Raw genomic sequence first — 18117 nt, 5'->3', positions numbered from 1 at the left:
TGATCAAACGGATGGAGGCGACCAGGTGACCGAGCTGACAACCCCGCCTGCCTCCCCGGCTCCGCTCCCGCCCGCGTCCCTGCGGCGACTGGTGCCCCGGATCTTCTCCCGGGCCCAGCCTGTCGGAGCCGTCGACACGCTGCTGAAGACCGTGCGGATGCACCACCCCAAGGTGGACCTGTCGATCATCGAGCGTGCCTACTCCGTTGCCGAACAGGCCCATGAGGGGCAGTTCCGGCGCAGCGGGGAGCCGTACATCACGCATCCGGTCGCAGTCGCCCAGATCCTGGCGGATCTGGGCATCGGACCGAAGACCGTCTCTGCCGCGCTGCTGCACGACACCGTCGAGGACACCGAGTACACCCTTGACCAGCTTCGTGGTGATTTCGGTGACGAGATCACCATGCTCGTCGACGGTGTGACCAAGCTCGACAAGGTCAAGTACGGCGACAGCACGCAGGCCGAGACCGTGCGCAAGATGATCGTCGCGATGTCGAAGGACATCCGGGTCCTGATCATCAAACTCGCCGACCGCCTGCACAATGCGCGCACCTGGGGTTTCGTTCCGGCCGAGTCGGCGATGCGCAAAGCCACCGAGACCCTGGAGATCTACGCCCCGCTCGCGCACCGGCTGGGCATCCAAACCATCAAATGGGAGCTCGAAGACCTGTCCTTCGCGGTGCTGTATCCCAAGCTCTACGCCGAGATCGACAGCCTCGTCAAACAACGCACACCCCAGCGGGAAGAGTTCGTGCAGCACGTCATCGACTCGATCGTCGACGACCTGAAGGCCGCTCGCATCCGGGGCAAGGTGGCCGGTCGACCCAAGCAGTACTACTCGATCTACCAGAAGATGGTCGTGCGCGGCCGCGACTTCGACGAGATCTACGACCTGGTCGGCATCCGGGTGCTCGTCAATTCGGTGCGGGACTGCTACGCGGTGCTCGGCGCCATCCATGCCCGCTGGACTCCGCTGCCCGGCCGGTTCAAGGACTACATCGCCACCCCCAAGTTCAACCTGTACCAGTCCCTGCACACCACGGTCCTCGGCCCGAGCGGCCGTGCGGTGGAAATCCAGATCCGCACGCAGGAGATGCACCAGCGTGCCGAGTTCGGTGTGGCCTCGCACTGGAAGTACAAGGAACAGACCACCGGTAAGAGCGCCGGTCCCGGTCCGCAGAGCGACACCGACATGGCGTGGCTCGCGCACATCTCGGACTGGCAGGCCGAGACGGCCGACCCGGGGGAGTTCCTCGACTCGCTCCGGTACGAGATCGGCGCCAAAGAGGTCTACGTCTTCACACCCAAGGGTCGCGTGATCGGCCTGCCTGCCGACGCCACCCCGGTCGACTTCGCCTACGCGGTGCACACCGAGGTCGGGCACCGCACGATGGGCGCCAAGGTCAACGGCCGCCTGGTGCCGCTCGAGAGCCCACTTCTCACCGGAGACGTCGTCGAGGTCTTCACCTCGAAGAACCCCGACTCCGGACCCAGCAAGGACTGGCTGAACTTCGTCAAGAGCCCCCGGGCGCGCAACAAGATCCGGCAGTGGTTCACCAAGGAACGCCGCGACGAGGCGATCGAGCAGGGCCGGGATGCCATCGCCCGCGCCATGCGCAAGCAGAACCTGCCGCTGCAGAAACTGATGAACCAGGACTCCTTCGCCGAGGTCGCCGCGGTGATGAAGTACGAAGACGTCTCCGCGCTGTACGCGGCCGTCGGCGAAGGCCACGTGTCCACGCAGTCGGTCCTGGAGAAGGTCGTCGCCACGTTGCAGAGCGTCGAGGAGAGCGACGCGACCGACCTTCCCTTCGCACCCCACGGCCGCACGCAGACGCTGCGAAACAGTGACTCCGGAATCCTCGTGCGCGGTGCGCCCGACATCCTGGTGAAGCTCGCCCGCTGCTGCACGCCCGTTCCCGGTGACAAGGTCGTCGGGTTCATCACCCGCGGGGCCGGTGTGTCCGTGCACCAGGCATCCTGCCGCAATGTGCAGTCCCTGCTCAAGGAGCCCGAACGGATGATCGAGGTCGATTGGGCGCCCACGTCCAAGAGCCTCTTCCTGGTGCAGATTCAGATCGAAGCCCTCGACCGGTCCGGGCTGCTCTCCGACGTCACCCGCGTTCTGTCCGAGCACCACGTCAACATCCTGTCGGCGACGGTGCACACCTCGACCGATCGCCTCGCGATCAGCCGGTTCGTCTTCGAGATGGGGGACACCACCCACCTCGACCGCGTGCTGAACGCCGTGCGGCGGATCGACGCCGTGTACGACGTGTACCGCGTCAACGACGGCTGACCCGCACCACGCGGTGCCGACGCGCTAGTACGTGTCGAGATATCGCTGCACGTCGTCCAGCCGGGCGAGGGCCTGCGCCTTGAACGGCAGGTTGGGCGCGTCCAGCAGGCGGCGCGCGGGCTCGACGGTGGTGTGGCCCGCGAACCGGATGAGCGCCGCGATCAGCGGGACCCGGTCCACGGCAGCCTGGAAGGGTTCGCCTGCCGGGTCGGCCGGCTCGGCGTCGTCATGCGGCCAGCGTGCCAGGTCGACGGCCGTCCGCAGGGGCAGGGTGACGCGCAGGCCGGAGATGCTCTGAAGCTGGTCCGAGGGACAGCTGAGCTCGCGGATCTGCAGTCGCGGCGATGGCACCAGTTTCATCCGTGCCGAAACCTGCACGCAGAATTGGTGGCGGCGCGGCACGGGTGCCAGACCGTAGATCCAGGCCGCCGTCATCCGCTCGGCGATCGCCCGCGGCGACGATGGAAGCAGTCCGGCGGCACGGGCGCGCCGAGCGGCATCGTCAATCTCGTCGACCGGGCACCAGAAGTCGCCCAGGCTGAAGAGTTCCCCATCGAGCCGGGCGCTGCACAGCTCGGCGAGGGGAAGGTCCCGGGAAGAGAGCACTGAGCGCAGCCGCGAGGTCATCGACACAGCGTGCGGCCACGGTCGGCCGACCGGAACGCCGAACGGGGATCTGTGGACAGATCCCCGTTCGGCGTGCTGTGGATGGTTGGCTACTGGCTATCAGCTACTGGCCGATGGCCTTCAGCCACGCCTTCCGGGTCTCGAGGGCCTCGGTGGCGGCGGCGATGGCCGCGGCGTCGCCACCGGCCTGCGCGGTGGCCAGTTCGGCCTCGAGCTTGGTGATGGCGTCGTGCAGCTGGCCGGCCAGACCCTCGGCGCGAGCCTTGGTCTCCGGGTTGTTGCGCGTCCAGTGGTCGTCGTCGAGCTTGCGCACGGCGGCTTCCACCTTGCGCATGCGGTCCTCGACGGATTTGACCGAGTCGCGGGGAACCTTGCCGATGGCATCCCAGCGACGCTGGATCGAGCTCAGCGCGGTGCGCGCCTTCGCCCGGTCCGTCTCGTTCAGCAGCAGTTCCGCCTCGGTGAGCAGTTCGAGCTTCAGCGTCAGGTTGCCCGCGAACTCCTCGTCGTCCTGCGCATCGATCTCGGACTTCACCGAGTAGAGCACGTCGCCGGCAGCCTTGAACTTGGCCCACATGGCGTCGTCCTGCTTCTTGCCGCTACGGCCGGCGAGCTTCCACTCGTCGAGAAGGTTGCGGTAGGCCGGGATGCCGTCGGCACCCTTGGGCGCGAGCGCTTCGGCCTGCTCGATCAGGTGCTGCTTGCGGTTGCGAACGTCTTTGTGAGCACTGTCCAGCTCAGCGAAGAACGCCTTGCGGTTCTGCTCGATCGTGGTGCGGGCGGCACGGAAACGCTTCCACAGGTCATTGGCCTCACCCTTGGGGATGCGCGGAGCGTCGTGCTGGTGGGCCTGCCACTTGGCGAAGAGAGCCTCGAGAGCAGCGCTGGTCTGCTTCCACTGCGTCTTGGCCGGATCTTCGGCGGCGAGAGCCTCGGCCTCGGCGACGATCGCGGCCCGCTCGGCGATGGCCGCGGTGGCCGCTGCCTTCGCTTCGGCGCCCTGCTGCTCGGTGAGCTCGGTGACGGCACCGCCGAGGGCGCCCAGGCGAGCGGCCAGCGCTGCCAGGTTGCCGACCGCGTTGGCGGTCGCCACGGTCTCCGTCAGGTGTTTGACGGATTTCGCGATGTCGGCGGCGGGAGCTCCACCCTTGGCGCGCTGTTCGAGGAGCGTGACCTGGCCGTTGAGCTCGACGTATTTACGTTCGAAGTAGGCCAGTGCCTCCTCCGGCGTCGCGTCGGGATACTGACCGACGGCGCGTTCGCCTGATGCTTCGCGCACGTAAACCGTGCCGGTTTCGTCTACGCGACCCCATGGTTGCTGATCTGTCGTAGTCAAGAGCCTCACCTTAATGATGTCGTTGTGTGTGCCCACGGATGAGCCAATACAGAACCAAGCTTATTGCAAGCCTGACCGCTGTTTGTCTGTTCTACTGAACTGATACCTCAGTGATGCTCGTCGGCACCGCGGGGGCGCCGTCCGCAGAGCCGTCGGCGACCCCGGCATCCGTGATCTGAGCCTTGATTTCGTCCAGCCCGCTCGTGACCTTGCCGAGGACCGTGTAGCCGCCCACCGCGTCCGCCGGAATGGTCGTGTCGTCGTACACGATGAAGAACTGGCTGCCCATGCTGTACGCGTTGCCGCCCTGGCGGGCCATGGCCAGCGTGCCGGCCGGGTACACGTTGTCGGCGGGGGCGTTCTCGATCGGCCCGTAGCTGTAACCGGGCCCACCGGAACCGGTACCCTCCGGGTCGCCGCACTGCAGCACGAAGAAGCCGCCGTCGGTCAGCCGGTGACAGGTCACATCCTGGTAGAAACCGGTGTTGATCAAGTCGATCGTCGACGACACGGCCTGCGGGGCCAGGGCGCCGTCGAGTTCGATCCCGAGCGGGATGTCATTGAGAGCCAGCGTGCCGCTCCAGGTGCGGTCCTCGGCGAGGGAACTGGGGGGCACGTCGCCCGTGTTGGCATTCTCGGACGGGTCCGCCGAAGCGCTGGGCGTGGCCGAGGCCGCGGTCGAGGGAGCCGTGCTGCCGGGGCCGGCGGAGAAGAACAGGATCTGGGCCCCGACGGCCAGGGCCACGACGGCAACCCCGGCGACTCCGGCGACGACGTTGTCCCGTGTGCGCCGCTTCACCTGGTGTTCGTTCACCGTCCGACGGGCCTGGAATGCGCGCACTCGAACGCGCGCTTCACGGGCTTCACGATCTTGCTTCTTGTTCGGTACCACGTCGTAGCCTCCAGGCGGCCTTCAGTGGAGGCCAGATCGAGCAGAATGGCCGGGCGGCAACGCCCGAACCTCGTTGAACTCTACGCAACCCGGCCTACCCGGGCAAAACACTCCCTGCACCGAATCGGTCGGGGATCGGCCCGGTCACCGGCACAAACTACGCTGGACCCATGGTGGATTCACAACCGGGACTCCGCAGCGGCGCCACACCCCTGGCCGTGCGGATGCGCCCGACGAGCCTTGACGAGGTCGCCGGCCAGAAGCATCTGCTCACCCCCGGGTCGCCCCTGGTCAGCCTGGCCAGTGACAAGACGGGGGAGCAGGGTGCTGTCTCGGTCATCCTGTGGGGACCGCCCGGCACAGGCAAGACCACTCTGGCCCAGGCCATCGCCCACAGTTCAGGGCGCCGTTTCGTCGAGCTGTCGGCCGTGTCCGCCGGTGTGCGCGACGTGCGCCAGGTGATGGAGGAGGCACGCACCAGCCGCGACCTCTACGGCCTGTCCACGGTGCTCTTCCTCGACGAGATCCACCGATTCAGCAAAGCCCAGCAGGATGCCCTTCTTCCCGGGGTGGAGAACGGGGTCATCATCCTCGTGGCCGCGACGACCGAGAACCCTTCCTTCTCCGTCATCTCCCCGCTGCTGTCCCGCTCTCTGCTCCTGACCCTCGAGACGCTGAGCGACGAGGATCTCGGGGTTGTGGTCGACCGCGCCGTCATCGACCCGCGGGGTCTCGCTGACCGGTTCCGGCTCGACCCCGAGGCTCGAGCGGCCATCATCCGGCTCGCCTCGGGCGATGCTCGGCGTGCCCTGACCGCGCTGGAGGCAGGTTCGGTGGCGGCGGCGTCCTCCACCCCGCCGGACGCCGGCACGCAGCCGGTCATCACGACCGAGATCGTCTCGCTCGCCGTCGACCGCGCCCTGCTGCGCTACGACCGCAACGGCGACGAGCACTACGACGTCATCAGCGCGTTCATCAAATCCGTTCGCGGCTCAGACGTGGACGCCTCACTGCACTACCTTGCGCGCATGATCGAGGCCGGTGAAGACCCCCGGTTCATCTGCCGTCGCATCATCGTGCTGGCGTCGGAGGACATCGGCATGGCGGACCCCCAGGCGCTGCTGATCGCCATCGCCGCCGCGGATGCCGTGGCGTACATCGGCATGCCGGAAGGGCGCATTCCGCTGGCCCAGGCGGTCGTGCACCTGGCGACGGCACCCAAGTCCAACGCGGCCTATGTGGCGCTGGACGCGGCGATCGCCGACGTGCGCGCCGGTAAGACCGGTCGGGTTCCGAAGCCGCTGCGGGACGCGCACTACCCGGGCGCCAAGCGTCTCGGGCATGGCCGGGGCTACAAATACCCCCACGACGACGCACTCGGCGTGCTCGCACAGCAGTACCCGCCGGACGAGCTCATCGACGTGCGGTACTACGCACCCACGGAGCACGGCCATGAGCGTGAGGTGTCCGCCCGACTCGCCAAGTTGCGCAAGATCATCCGGGCCCGGTAGGCCGGCCGAGCGTGCCGCTGTGCTAACCTGAAGGCTGCCTACAACTGGAATTGGCATGCGGCTGCGTCCGATTCCGGTTTGGATGGGTTTCGCTCTGTAGCCGGGCAACCCGTGGCACCACCCCTCTGAACTCCCATGACGCTGTGCCTGTGCCCAGTCAGCCCTGCTGGCTCGCGCCCCAGGAGCACGCCCTGGTTTCCCCTTGTTTGCAGTTCCATCGAAAGGACACCGTGTCTACCAAGTCACGTACCCGCAGTAAGACCCGCCTCTCGCGGGCCCTGGGCATCGCCCTGACCCCGAAGGCCGCTCGCTACCTGGAGAAGCGTCCTTACGCACCGGGCGAGCACGGTCGCACCAAGCGCAAGACCGACTCCGACTACGCCGTTCGCCTCCGCGAAAAGCAGCGCTTACGCGCCCAGTACGGCATCCGCGAAGCTCAGCTCAAGATCGCATTCGAGGAAGCTCGCCGCGCTCAGGGACTGACCGGTGAGAACCTCGTCGAGATCCTCGAGACCCGTCTCGACGCTCTTCTCGTGCGTTCCGCCATCGCCCGCACCACGGCCCAGGCCCGTCAGATGATCGTGCACCGTCACATCCTGATCGATGGCCAGCTGGTTGACCGTCCCTCCTTCCGCGTGAAGCCGGGCCAGCTCATCCACGTCAAGCCCAAGAGCGAGGCCATGGAGCCGTTCCAGGTTGCAGCTGCCGGCGGTCACGTCGACGTTCTGCCGAAGCTCCCGCCCTACCTCGAGGTCGAGATCGACAAGCTGCAGGCCCGCCTCGTGCGCCGCCCGAAGCGCATCGAAGTCCCCGTGACCTGTGAAGTCCAGCTCGTCGTCGAGTACTACGCGGCCCGCTAGGTTCCTTTTCACCCGCTCCGCCGTCAGGCGTTGCAACTGAACTACGCTGGAGAGCGGATCACCCGTGGGGTGGTCCGCTCTTTGCGTATGCACCCGGCTCTCGTATGCCGAATCTGGAATGGATGGTTGGTCAATGTCAGGTGGAGATATCGTCGGTCTCGCGTTCGCGGGCGGATTCCTGGTCCTGGTCCTGGCCCTGGCGGTGCCCCTGTTCAAGATCGGCCGGGTCTTCGACGAAACGACCCGGTCCATCCGTGACCTGACGCACACCGTGACCCCACTGCTCGAGGAATCCACGAAAACCATCCAGGAGACCAACGCCCAGCTGGCCCGGGTCGACACCATCACGTCAAATGTGGCGGATGTCACCGGCAACGTGTCCGCACTGGTGGCGCTCGTCACGGCGACGGTCGGCGGCCCGCTGGTCAAGTTGGCCGGCTTCTCCGCCGGCGTTCGGGCGGCCCTCGGCTCTGTCCGCGGCGGCGGCACCCGTCGGCGGCGCAGCTAGTCGGCTACTCTGGCAAGGGGCCGGTCGAGTCTGGGATTCACCGGTCAGGTGGTCGTTCGAGACACTCGGGCCGCCGTGAGCCACCAGTTTCACCACCTATCAGGGTCTCCACACGTAGTCAGGGAGCATTGTCATGAAGAGTTTCATCTGGTTTGTCGTCGGTCTGACCACCGGGCTTCTCGTCGCCCGTGAGGCCGGCAAGACGCGTCAAGGCAAGCAGTTCTTCGCCGATCTCGACACCAAGGCGCGCGAATTCGGTGAGGCCATCTCGGACGGCTACCGGAAGCGCGAAGCCGAACTGAGGGACGCCATCGGCGACGCGGCATCGAACACCGAAGACGTGATCGACACCCTCACCAAATAAGCAACACCCCTCTCATTTTTCGCTTCAACGAACTACGGAACTAATGCAGACTGCTGAAATTCGCGGGCGCTGGCTCGACTTCTTTGCCGATCGTGGACACACTGTCGTCCCGTCCGCTTCGCTGGTCAGCGACGACCCCACACTCCTCTTCACGGTGGCCGGCATGGTTCCGTTCGTGCCCTACCTGACCGGTCTGGTGCCGGCGCCGTACCCGCGTGCGACCAGTGTGCAGAAATGCATCCGCACCAACGACATCGAAGAGGTCGGCAAAACACCGCGCCACGGCACCTTCTTCCAGATGAACGGCAACTTCTCGTTCGGCGACTACTTCAAGGAAGAAGCGATCGGATACGCGTGGGAGCTGCTCACCAGCTCCGAGGCGGACGGCGGCTACGGCTTCGCCGAGAAGGACCTCTGGGTGACCGTCTACGAAGACGACGACGAAGCGTTCCGCTACTGGCGCGCCCTCGGCCTGCCCGAGCACCGCATCCAGCGTCTGGGCATGGACACGAACTACTGGTCTACCGGGCAGCCCGGCCCCGCCGGCCCCTGCTCGGAGATCTTCTTCGACCGTGGTCCCGAGTACGGCATCGACGGCGGCCCGGCCACCGACGACGACCGCTACGTCGAAATCTGGAACCTGGTGTTCATGCAGTACCTCCGCGGCGAGGGCACCAGCAAGAACGACTTCGTCATCCTCGGCGATCTGCCCAAGAAGAACATCGACACGGGCATGGGGCTCGAACGCGTCGCCTTCCTCAAGCAGGGCGTGCAGAACATGTACGAAATCGACCAGGTGCGCCCGGTCCTCGACCGGGCCGCGGAACTGTCCGGCCGCCGCTATGGTGCGGTGCACGACGACGACGTACGGATGCGCATCGTCGCCGACCACGTGCGGTCGTCCCTGATGCTGATGAGTGACGGAGTCATGCCGTCCAATGAGGGCCGCGGATACATCCTGCGTCGCCTGATGCGCCGCAGCGTGCGCGCCATGCGCCTCCTCGGCGTCGACGCCGCGACCTTCCCCGAGCTGTTCCCGGCCTCGCGCGATGCCATGGCGGGCGCGTACCCCGAGGTCAAAGCCGACTACGCCCGGATCAGCCAGGCAGCGTATGCCGAAGAGGAAACCTTCCTGCGCACCCTCGCCAGCGGCAGCGCCGTGCTCGACCTTGCCGTGGCGAAGACGAAGAAGGCCGAGAAGGCCGTGCTGCCGGGGGACACCGCGTTCCTCCTGCACGACACCTATGGTTTCCCGATCGAGATCACCCTCGAAATGGCCGAGGAAGCCGGCCTCAGCGTCAACCGCGAAGCCTTCGACACTCTCATGAGCAAACAGCGCGCCATGGCCAAGGCCGACGCCAAGGCCAAGAAGACGCACCTCGCCGACCTGTCGGTGTACAGCGCCTTCCGGGCGGCGGGGGAGACGGTCTTCACCGGTTATGACGCCCTGCAGACCGAATCATGCGTGCTCGGCATCATCGTCAAGGGACTGTCCGTCGACCGTGCCGTGTCCGGCGAGATCGCCGAAGTCATCCTCGCCGAGACGGCCCTCTATGCGGAATCCGGGGGACAGGAAGCCGACGCCGGGCTGATCGTCGGCACCGGCTACGAGCTCGAGGTCCTCGACGTGCAGAAGCCCGTCAAGGGACTGATCAGCCACAAGGTACAGGTGCGCTCCGGAGAGGTCGGCGTCGGGGACCCGGCCACCAGCGTCGTCGACCCGGACTGGCGCCGCGGCGCCCGCCAGGCGCACTCGGGCACCCACGTGCTGCATGCGGCGCTGCGCCAGGTGCTCGGCCCGAACGCGCACCAGTCGGGTTCGTACAACAAAGCCGGCTTCTTCCGCCTCGACTTCTCCTGGAACCAGGCGCTGTCCCCGGCGACGCGCAGCGAAATCGAAGAGATCTCCAACAACGCCATCCGGGACAACCTGCCCGTGGTCACCCGGGAGCTGCCTCTCGCCGAGGCCAAGGCCCTCGGCGCGATGGCCCTTTTCAGCGAGAAGTACGGCGACCGCGTGCGTGTGGTCGACATCGGCGGTCCCTGGTCGCGCGAACTGTGCGCGGGAACCCACGTCGAATCCAGTGCGGAGATCGGCATGATCAGCCTCGTCAGCGAGGGTTCCGTCGGATCGACGAATCGCCGGGTCGAATCGCTGGTGGGGCTCGAGGCTTTCCGCGACCTGGCCGCGGAGCGCGCGCTCGTCTCCCAGCTGACCGCGAATCTGAAGACGCCCAGGGACCAGTTGCCCGAGCGCATCAACGAGCTCGTGCTGAACCTCAAGGCCGCGGAGAAGAAGATTGCGGCGTTCGAGGCCCGGGCGCTCACCGACAAGGTGCCGGCCCTCGTCTCCTCCGCCGCGATGGCGGGCTCCGTCAGCGTCGTGGCTGAGAATGTGGGCCCGCTGGGCTCCGCCGACGACCTGCGGATGCTGGTCACGGCCACGCGCACCCAACTCGGCGGTGCGCCGGCCGTCGTGGCCCTGGCAGCAGTCGTCGCCGACAAGCCCGTGGTCATCGTGGCCACCAACCCCGCAGCACGGGAAGCCGGACACCGCGCCGGGTCCCTGGCCAAGCAGGTCGCCGGCATCCTCGGCGGTGGCGGTGGCGGCAAAGACGACCTCGCGCAGGGTGGTGGCACCGACGTGGCCGCCATTCCGAAGGCCCTCATGGCCGTCCGATCAGCCGTAGCAGGCTGAGCCCATGCGTCATGGCGTGCGGGTCGGAGTCGACGTCGGGAAAGCCCGGATCGGCCTGGCCCGCAGCGACCCGCACGGAATGCTGGCCACCCCGGTCGAGACCGTGAGCCGTGACCTCTCCGGCACCCTGGACGTAGCCCGGATCGTGGCAGTGGTGGCCGAGCTGGACGCGATCGAGGTCGTCGTGGGGCTGCCCCTGGCACTGTCGGGCAACCGGACGGCATCGACCAATGATGCCGTGGGCTTCGCCGAGGTTCTGGCCCGCACCCTGGCCGTGCCGGTGCGCCTGGTCGACGAACGCCTCTCCACCGTCGCGGCGCAGTCTGTTCTGCGTGCCGCGGGGCGCAAGGCCAAGACCCAGAAGACCGTGGTCGACCAGGTTGCCGCGGTGATCATCCTGCAGCATGCCCTCGACAGCGAACGCGCCCAGGGCGCGCCCGCCGGCGTCGCCGTTGATCCTGGGACCGAACCGCTTTCAGCCGCCGCACCGCCGGCTGCCGCACCACCTGAAGGGCACCCTCGACGATGACGATCCCTCCTGCCGGCCCCGCCGGACCTCCGCACGTTCCGGCCGACCCGGCGAATCCCGAGAGTCCCGTCGACACATCGAGCTCGCGCCGCGCCCTGCGCGAATCGCGGGAGGAGGGGACCCGGTCCAGCCGCCGTGCCCTGCTGGATTCCGAACCGGCCCGGAAGAAGAAGAAAAGTCGCCGCGGCGCCTGGGGCTGCCTGATCGTGTTCCTGGTTCTGATCGGCCTGGCCGGCGCCGCCGCCGTCCTGCTGCAGGAGCCGATCGGCACGGTCATCGGCATGGTGCAGGGGCCGGCCGACTACGACGGCACCGGCGGTGCGGAGGTCGTGGTGATGATCCATGACGGCGACACCGGGCAAGACATTGCGAACACCCTCGTCGCCCAGGACGTCGTGAAGAGCTACGACGCGTTCTACCAGCTGCTGCGCGAGGAGTCCCCGGAACCCGTATTCCAGCCGGGTGCCTACCGGTTGGCCGAGCAGATGAGCGCCCGCGCGGCCCTCGACGCCCTGCTCGATGCGGACACCAAGCTCGAGCAGACCGTCGTCATCCCCGAGGGCACCACGACCACGGCCATCCTGCAGTTGATCACCGAGGGAACCAGCATCCCTCTCGCCGACCTGAAGGTCGCCGCCGCGGACGTGACACCGTACGGGCTGCCTGCCGAGGCCACCACGCTCGAGGGGTTCCTGTTCCCGGCGACGTACACGTTCCCCGCGGACACCACGGCCACCGATGCCATCCGGATGCTCGTGGACCGGCAATTCGAGGCGCTCGACGCCGCGGGCGTCGCCCCGGCAGACCGCTGGAAGACCATCGTGCTCGCGGCTCTCATCCAGCGTGAGGCCGGACTGACCGAGGACTTCTACAAGGTGTCCCGGGTCTTCCTGAACCGGCTCGACCCGGCCCGGTGGGAGAGCGGACTGCTGCAGTCCGACGCCACCGTCGCCTACGGCACCGGGGCCACCGACCGGGTGACCACAACGGATGCCGAACGCGCCGACGCCGCCAATGCCTACAACACCTATGTGCACCCCGGGCTGCCCGTGGGACCGATCTCGAACCCCGGCGACGTGGCGATCGACGCCGCCGTCAACCCAGCCGAGGGCAGCTGGCTGTACTTCGTATCGTGGAACCTGGACACCGGTGAGACGATCTTCTCCACCACCATCGAGGAGCATGAGGCCGCCGTGGCGAAGTGGCTCGCGTGGATGGACGAGCACCCCGAATATGACTGAGCCCGTCACCTCCACCCCTGCCCCGCCCCCCGCCTGCCGTCTGGCGGTGCTGGGCTCACCCATCGAACATTCCCTGTCGCCCGCGCTGCACCGCGCCGCCTACGGGGCGCTCGGGCTGGACTGGCGCTACGACGCCGTGCGCGTGGCGGCCGGCGGGTTGTCCGACTTTCTCGGTTCCCTGGGGGGCGAGTGGCGGGGACTCTCCCTGACCATGCCCCTCAAGCACGAGGTGCAGGCGCACCTCGACGGGCTCGACCGGATCGCCGAGCAGACCGGCTCGGTCAACACGGTGCTGCTCGGTGAGACCGACGGCCGGCGAACACTGCACGGCTTCAACACGGATGTGACCGGCCTGGTGCGCGCCCTCGCCGAAGCCGGCGTGCGGCGCGCGGTGCACGTGACCCTGCTCGGAGCCGGCGCCACGGCGGCATCCGCCCTGGTCGCCGCGGCCGAGCTGGGCGCCGAGACTGTCGACGTGCTCGTCCGCAGCCCCGCCAAGGCCGCCGCCCTGGTCGCACTGGGCCAGAGCCTCGGGGTCGTCGTCACGGTGCACCCGCTGACCGACCTGCCCAACCCCGAACGCGTGAGCGACCTGGTCATCAGCACCCTCCCCGGAGGCAGCGTCCTCGGCGCGGAGTTCCCCGCCGACCTGCGCCGCACGGCGGTTCTCTTCGACGTCAGCTACGCTCCGTGGCCCAGCTCCCTCGCCCGGTCGTGGGTGCTCGCGGGCGGCACCGCCGTGTCCGGCGAGGGCATGCTGCTGCACCAGGCCCTGGTCCAGGTGCGGATCTTCGTCTCCGGGGACCCGTTCGAGCCCCTTCCGAACGAGGCCGGCGTGCTGCAGGCCATGCGCGGCGCCCTGACCCGACAGGCTGTGACAGGATAGTGGTCATGCTTCGTTGGCTCACTGCCGGAGAGTCCCACGGCCCCGAACTCATCGCTATCGTCGAGGGTTTGCCCGCTGGAATCCCGGTCACTCTAGATGCGATCCGCCTCGACCTTGCGCGCCGCAAACTCGGCTACGGCCGTGGTGCGCGCATGAAATTCGAGCAGGATGAACTGAACATCTCCGGCGGCGTGCGCCACGGTCTCACCATGGGTGGACCGGTGGCCCTGCGGATCGGCAACACCGAATGGCCCAAGTGGGCCGAGGTGATGAGCCCCGAGCCGGTGCAGACCTCGTCCGCCCGCGGACGCGGCGCCCCGCTGACCCGGCCCCGGCCCGGCCACGCCGACCTTGTCGGCATGCAGAAGTACGACTTCGACGAATCCCGCCCGGTGCTGGAGCGTGCCAGCGCCCGCGAAACCGCCGCTCGCGTCGCGCTCGGTGCGGTCGCCCGCTCATTCCTGGCCGAGCTCGGCATCACCCTAGTCAGCCACACCCTGTCGATCGGGCCGGTCCGGGTTCCCGAAGACGCCCTGCTGCCCGCACCCGACGACGTCGACGTCCTCGACGCCGACCCGCTGCGCTGCTTCGACGCCGCGACCAGCGCCCTGATGGTGGCCGAGGTCGATCAGGCCCATAAGGACGGCGACACCCTCGGCGGGGTCGTCGAGGTGCTGGCCTACAATCTTCCCCCCGGGCTCGGCTCGTTCGTGCACTGGGACCGCCGCCTCGATTCGCAGCTGGCGGCCGCGCTGATGGGCATCCAGGCCATCAAGGGCGTCGAGGTCGGCGACGGCTTCCTGACCACCACCCGGCGGGGCTCGGTGGCCCACGACGAGCTCGTGCAGTCCGACGGGCGAATCCAGCGGGTCAGCGACCGGGCCGGCGGCACCGAAGGCGGCATGAGCACGGGAACAGTGCTGCGCGTGCGCGCCGGAATGAAACCGATCTCCACCATCCCGCGTGCCCTGCGCACGGTCGATGTGGCCACCGGCGAGGCAGCCCCCGCGCACCACCAGCGGTCGGATGTCTGTGCCGTTCCAGCCGCCGGCGTGGTCGCCGAAGCCATGGTCGCCCTCGTTCTCGCGAACTCCGTCCTGGAGAAGTTCGGTGGCGACTCCGTCGCGGAGACCCGCCGCAACCTGGACTCCTACCTGGCCCACATCCCGGCGAACCTCCAGACGGGCGCGTCCAGCGACGCCTCCCTCTAGAGACGCCGGAGTACGCAATGGCCGCGCCGACGCATCCGATCCTGCCCCTCGTCTTCATCGGGCCCATGGCCGCCGGCAAGACCAAGATCGGCCGGAGGGTGGCCAAGGCGCTCGACGTGCCGTTCATCGACACCGACCACCGCATCGTCGACCAGCACGGCCCGATCAAGGATATCTTCGAGCAACACGGCGAGGAGCACTTCAGAGCGCTTGAACGTCAGGCCGTGGCCCACGCCCTGACCGAGCAGGCCGTGGTCTCGCTCGGCGGGGGAGCCGTGCTCGACACGGAGACCCAGGCCGACCTGGCCGGGTGTACCGTCGTGTACCTGAGTGTGTCGGCCCGAGCCGTCGGGGCCAGGATCACCGGCGGCAAACGACCGCTCCTGCGAAACGGGATCGCGGACTGGAAGCGCATCTACGCCGAGCGCCGGCCCGTCTACGAGGCTCTGGCCGGCATCCGGTTCGACACCTCACATCGTCCCCTGGACGCCATCGCTGATGACGTCGTGAAATGGACCAAGAAACGATCATGACCGGAGCACCTGTGCCTGAATCCACCGAGCCCATCACTGAGCCTGCCCTCGAGCCCGCCACCACCGTCATCACCGTTGCCGGTGCCGACAGCTACCCCGTGCTGATCGGGCGCGGCCTCATCGACGACGTCGTCGAACAGCTCGGCCCGAAGGTGGCGAAGGTGCTCATCGTGCACACGTCCCACCTCGGCGCCCGCGCCGTCGCCCTGCGCGAGAGCCTGCTCGGCAAATTCGAGGTGCTGATCGCCGAGGTGCCCGACGCCGAAGCCGCCAAGCGGGTCGAGGTGGCCGCGTTCTGCTGGCAGGTCATGGGCCAGGCCGACTTCAGCCGCACCGATGCCGTCATCGGTTTCGGCGGCGGCGCCGTCACCGACCTGGCCGGCTTCGTCGCGGCGACCTGGCTGCGCGGCGTGCGCCTGGTGCAGATCCCGACCAGCGTGCTCGGCATGGTGGACGCCGCCGTGGGCGGCAAGAACGGCATCAACACCGCCGAGGGCAAGAACCTCGTGGGCACGTTCTACGCGCCCGCCGCGGTCCTCTGCGACCTGGACGTGCTCGACGACCTGCCCCGGAACGAGATCCTGGCCGGTTTCGCCGAGATCGTGAAGGCCGGTTTCATCCAGCTCCCCGAGATCCTCGACATCGTCGAAGCGGATGTCGCGGCGGTCACCGACCCGCACACCCCGCAGTTCCGGCGGGTGCTCGAACTCGCGGTCGGGATGAAGGCCCAGGTTGTGGGGGAGGACTTCAAGGAGTCCGGCCTGCGCGAGATCCTGAACTACGGTCACACTCTCGGCCACGCGGTCGAGCACGCCGAACGCTACGGCTGGCGCCACGGGGCCGCCGTCGCTGTGGGCATGATGTTCGCCGCGGAGGTGGCCCGGCTGAGCGGACGCCTCTCCGACGAGGCGGTCGACCGGCACCGCCGCATCCTGGAATCGCTGACTCTGCCCACCACCTACCCGGTCGGCCGGTGGAGCACCCTTCTCGCCACCATGCAGCGCGACAAGAAGACCCGCAGCGGAATGCTCCGTTTCATCGTGCTCGACGACATCGGCAAGCCCACCGTGTTGGAAGGACCCGACACATCCCTTCTCTTCGCCGCGTACCAGGAGATCGGCTCCTAGACGGTATTGCCCGACCGGGAGGCCTAGACTGGCCCCTGATCGGGCTTCGCCTCCGATCGCCGCTGACCAAAGCTGTTCGGAGGTTTCATGACGAGTCCGTGGATCGATCGGCCGGCCGGGTTCGCCGGAGGCAGTCACGGTCGGCTTGCGCAGGCCCACGAAGCCGCCGTCACGGAACGGTATGTGGGTCCCGGGGTACGCCGAGTGGTCAAAGAATCCTGGGAGCGGTCGCTGTCGCTCAGCCTCGATCCGTCCCGGCTCGCTCCCGAGCAGGAGGTCAGCGTCGACGCGTTGCGGGAACTGCGCGACCGGCACCCACTGGCATCGGTGCTGCCGGTGGTGCACAATCTCCTGATCCGCCACACGTTTCACTCCGGCCTGATCGTCGCCGTCGGCGACGAGTTCGGACGTCTGCTCTGGATCGACGGAGACCGTGTCGTGCGTCGGCGGGCCGAAGACATGCTTTTCGTGGAAGGCTCCGACTGGTCCGAGCGCCGGGTGGGCACGAGCGCACCGGGAACGGCGCTGACCCTCGGTCACGGAATCCAGATCCAGCGGGCCGAACACTTCAACGAGCTGGCGCATCCGTGGAGTTGCACGGCCGTGCCCATCCACGACCCGCACTCCGGAGCCGTTCTCGGCGTGATCGACATCACGGGTGGCGACGAAGCCGTCGCTCCGCAGACCCTGCCACTGGTGGAAGCGGCCGTCGCGGCCATGGAGGCTGAACTGCGCATCCAGCGGCTGAGCGCGGCGGCGGGACCGGCCACCGTCGCCCGCTTCTTCGGCGTACCCTCGGGTCCGCCGATCACTCGGCCCGCGCCCGCCCGGCTGGGAGTGCTGGGCGGCGATCACGGCCGGTTGGAGACTGCCGACGGCCCGCTGGAGATCAGCCCGCGGCACGCGGAAATCCTCACCCTGCTGGCGTGGAACCGGGACGGCCTCTCCGCCGACCGGCTGTCGCTGCTGCTCACCGACCAGGCCAACGCCGTCGACAACCTGCGCGCCGAGATGGTGCGGCTGCGCAAGGTCCTCGAACACACCAGCCCGAGGATCAGCATCGCCTCCCGCCCCTACCGTCTGGAGACGGCCATCGAACTGGACGCGCAGCGCGTGCTCGCCTTCCTGGAGCGCGGTGCGCATCGGGTGGCGCTCGGGGCCTACCGAGGGCCCGTGCTGCCGAGTTCGACCGCACCCGGGATCGTCGAGATCCGCGCCGAGGTCTCGGCGCGGCTGCGGCAGGCCATGCTCACGGATGCGTCCGCCGAACTCCTGCTGGAGTACGCCCGCACCGACGAGGCCACCTACGACAGTGAGGTGTGGCGCGCGTGCCTGGAACTGTTGCCGGCCCGGTCGCCGAAACGGGCTTCCGTGGTGGCGCGGCTCAGCCGGATCGAAGCCGAGCTGGACCACGCGGGTCCGGTCTCCGCGCCCCGCAACCTCCCGCAACGCTGAAGCAACGTTCTCTTTCCTAGGCTCAGGCCCAGGTTCGCAA

General features: G+C 68.0%; 16 protein-coding genes. 13 read left to right on the top strand and 3 right to left on the bottom strand.

Going from position 1 to position 18117, the window contains the following annotated elements; translation table 11 throughout:
• Positions 1 to 25 precede the first annotated feature (25 nt).
• Entirely contained in the window at positions 26 to 2299 is a 2274-nt protein-coding gene (locus AC0J5J_RS03685) for a RelA/SpoT family protein (RefSeq protein ID WP_474899554.1), read from the top strand.
• 24 nt (positions 2300 to 2323) lie between these two features.
• Here the strand turns inward: AC0J5J_RS03685 and AC0J5J_RS03680 are convergent, their stop codons facing one another.
• The 3 genes from AC0J5J_RS03680 to AC0J5J_RS03670 form a co-directional block, all read right to left on the bottom strand.
• Positions 2324 to 2926, bottom strand: a complete 603-nt coding sequence (locus AC0J5J_RS03680; protein WP_474899552.1) for a hypothetical protein — start codon at positions 2924 to 2926, stop codon at positions 2324 to 2326.
• 103 nt (positions 2927 to 3029) lie between these two features.
• Positions 3030 to 4262, bottom strand: coding sequence for a DUF349 domain-containing protein (locus AC0J5J_RS03675; RefSeq protein WP_474899551.1), 1233 nt, complete (start codon positions 4260 to 4262; stop codon positions 3030 to 3032).
• 91 nt (positions 4263 to 4353) lie between these two features.
• Complete coding sequence (locus AC0J5J_RS03670; protein ID WP_474899549.1) at positions 4354 to 5154, bottom strand: peptidylprolyl isomerase; 801 nt, start codon at positions 5152 to 5154, stop codon at positions 4354 to 4356.
• A gap of 170 nt (positions 5155 to 5324) precedes the next feature.
• Between AC0J5J_RS03670 and AC0J5J_RS03665 the strand changes: the two genes are divergently transcribed.
• The 12 genes from AC0J5J_RS03665 (at position 5325) to AC0J5J_RS03610 (ending at position 18077) form a co-directional block, all read left to right on the top strand.
• A complete protein-coding gene (locus tag AC0J5J_RS03665) occupies positions 5325 to 6665 on the top strand; it encodes a replication-associated recombination protein A (protein WP_474899547.1) in 1341 nt (446 codons plus the stop codon).
• A 230-nt stretch (positions 6666 to 6895) separates the two neighbouring features.
• Complete coding sequence (gene rpsD, locus AC0J5J_RS03660; protein ID WP_134423623.1) at positions 6896 to 7525, top strand: 30S ribosomal protein S4; 630 nt, start codon at positions 6896 to 6898, stop codon at positions 7523 to 7525.
• A 133-nt stretch (positions 7526 to 7658) separates the two neighbouring features.
• Positions 7659 to 8033, top strand: coding sequence for a DUF948 domain-containing protein (locus tag AC0J5J_RS03655; protein WP_474899545.1), 375 nt, complete (start codon positions 7659 to 7661; stop codon positions 8031 to 8033).
• Between the two features lie 133 nt (positions 8034 to 8166).
• The gene (locus tag AC0J5J_RS03650; protein ID WP_134423621.1) at positions 8167 to 8397 is read left to right on the top strand and encodes a hypothetical protein; all 231 of its coding nucleotides are present in this window, start codon (positions 8167 to 8169) and stop codon (positions 8395 to 8397) included.
• A 43-nt stretch (positions 8398 to 8440) separates the two neighbouring features.
• Positions 8441 to 11095 (top strand): alanine--tRNA ligase, encoded by a 2655-nt coding sequence (gene alaS / locus AC0J5J_RS03645; RefSeq protein ID WP_474899543.1) that lies wholly within the window; start codon positions 8441 to 8443, stop codon positions 11093 to 11095.
• 4 nt (positions 11096 to 11099) lie between these two features.
• Positions 11100 to 11624: a Holliday junction resolvase RuvX gene (gene ruvX / locus AC0J5J_RS03640; RefSeq protein ID WP_474899541.1), complete on the top strand. Its 525-nt coding sequence runs from the start codon at positions 11100 to 11102 to the stop codon at positions 11622 to 11624.
• Positions 11621 to 12865 carry an endolytic transglycosylase MltG gene (mltG, locus tag AC0J5J_RS03635; RefSeq protein WP_474899539.1) on the top strand — a complete coding sequence of 415 codons (1245 nt, stop codon included), beginning with the start codon at positions 11621 to 11623 and terminating at the stop codon, positions 12863 to 12865. The genes ruvX and mltG overlap by 4 nt, the downstream gene beginning before the upstream one ends.
• Positions 12858 to 13751, top strand: coding sequence for a shikimate dehydrogenase family protein (locus AC0J5J_RS03630; protein WP_134423618.1), 894 nt, complete (start codon positions 12858 to 12860; stop codon positions 13749 to 13751). Before mltG ends, AC0J5J_RS03630 begins: the two co-directional genes overlap by 8 nt.
• Positions 13752 to 13756: 5 nt before the next feature.
• Positions 13757 to 14962, top strand: coding sequence for a chorismate synthase (gene aroC, locus AC0J5J_RS03625; RefSeq protein ID WP_474899537.1), 1206 nt, complete (start codon positions 13757 to 13759; stop codon positions 14960 to 14962).
• A gap of 17 nt (positions 14963 to 14979) precedes the next feature.
• Positions 14980 to 15495, top strand: coding sequence for a shikimate kinase (locus AC0J5J_RS03620; RefSeq protein ID WP_474899536.1), 516 nt, complete (start codon positions 14980 to 14982; stop codon positions 15493 to 15495).
• Positions 15492 to 16622 carry a 3-dehydroquinate synthase gene (aroB, locus tag AC0J5J_RS03615; protein WP_134423615.1) on the top strand — a complete coding sequence of 377 codons (1131 nt, stop codon included), beginning with the start codon at positions 15492 to 15494 and terminating at the stop codon, positions 16620 to 16622. Before AC0J5J_RS03620 ends, aroB begins: the two co-directional genes overlap by 4 nt.
• A gap of 87 nt (positions 16623 to 16709) precedes the next feature.
• The gene (locus tag AC0J5J_RS03610) at positions 16710 to 18077 is read left to right on the top strand and encodes a transcriptional regulator (RefSeq protein WP_474899534.1); all 1368 of its coding nucleotides are present in this window, start codon (positions 16710 to 16712) and stop codon (positions 18075 to 18077) included.
• The last annotated feature ends 40 nt before the right edge of the window (positions 18078 to 18117 follow it).

Source organism: Cryobacterium sp. TS_SC_7 (assembly GCF_056156285.1).
This window is presented reverse-complemented; position numbering and strand designations above follow the sequence as displayed.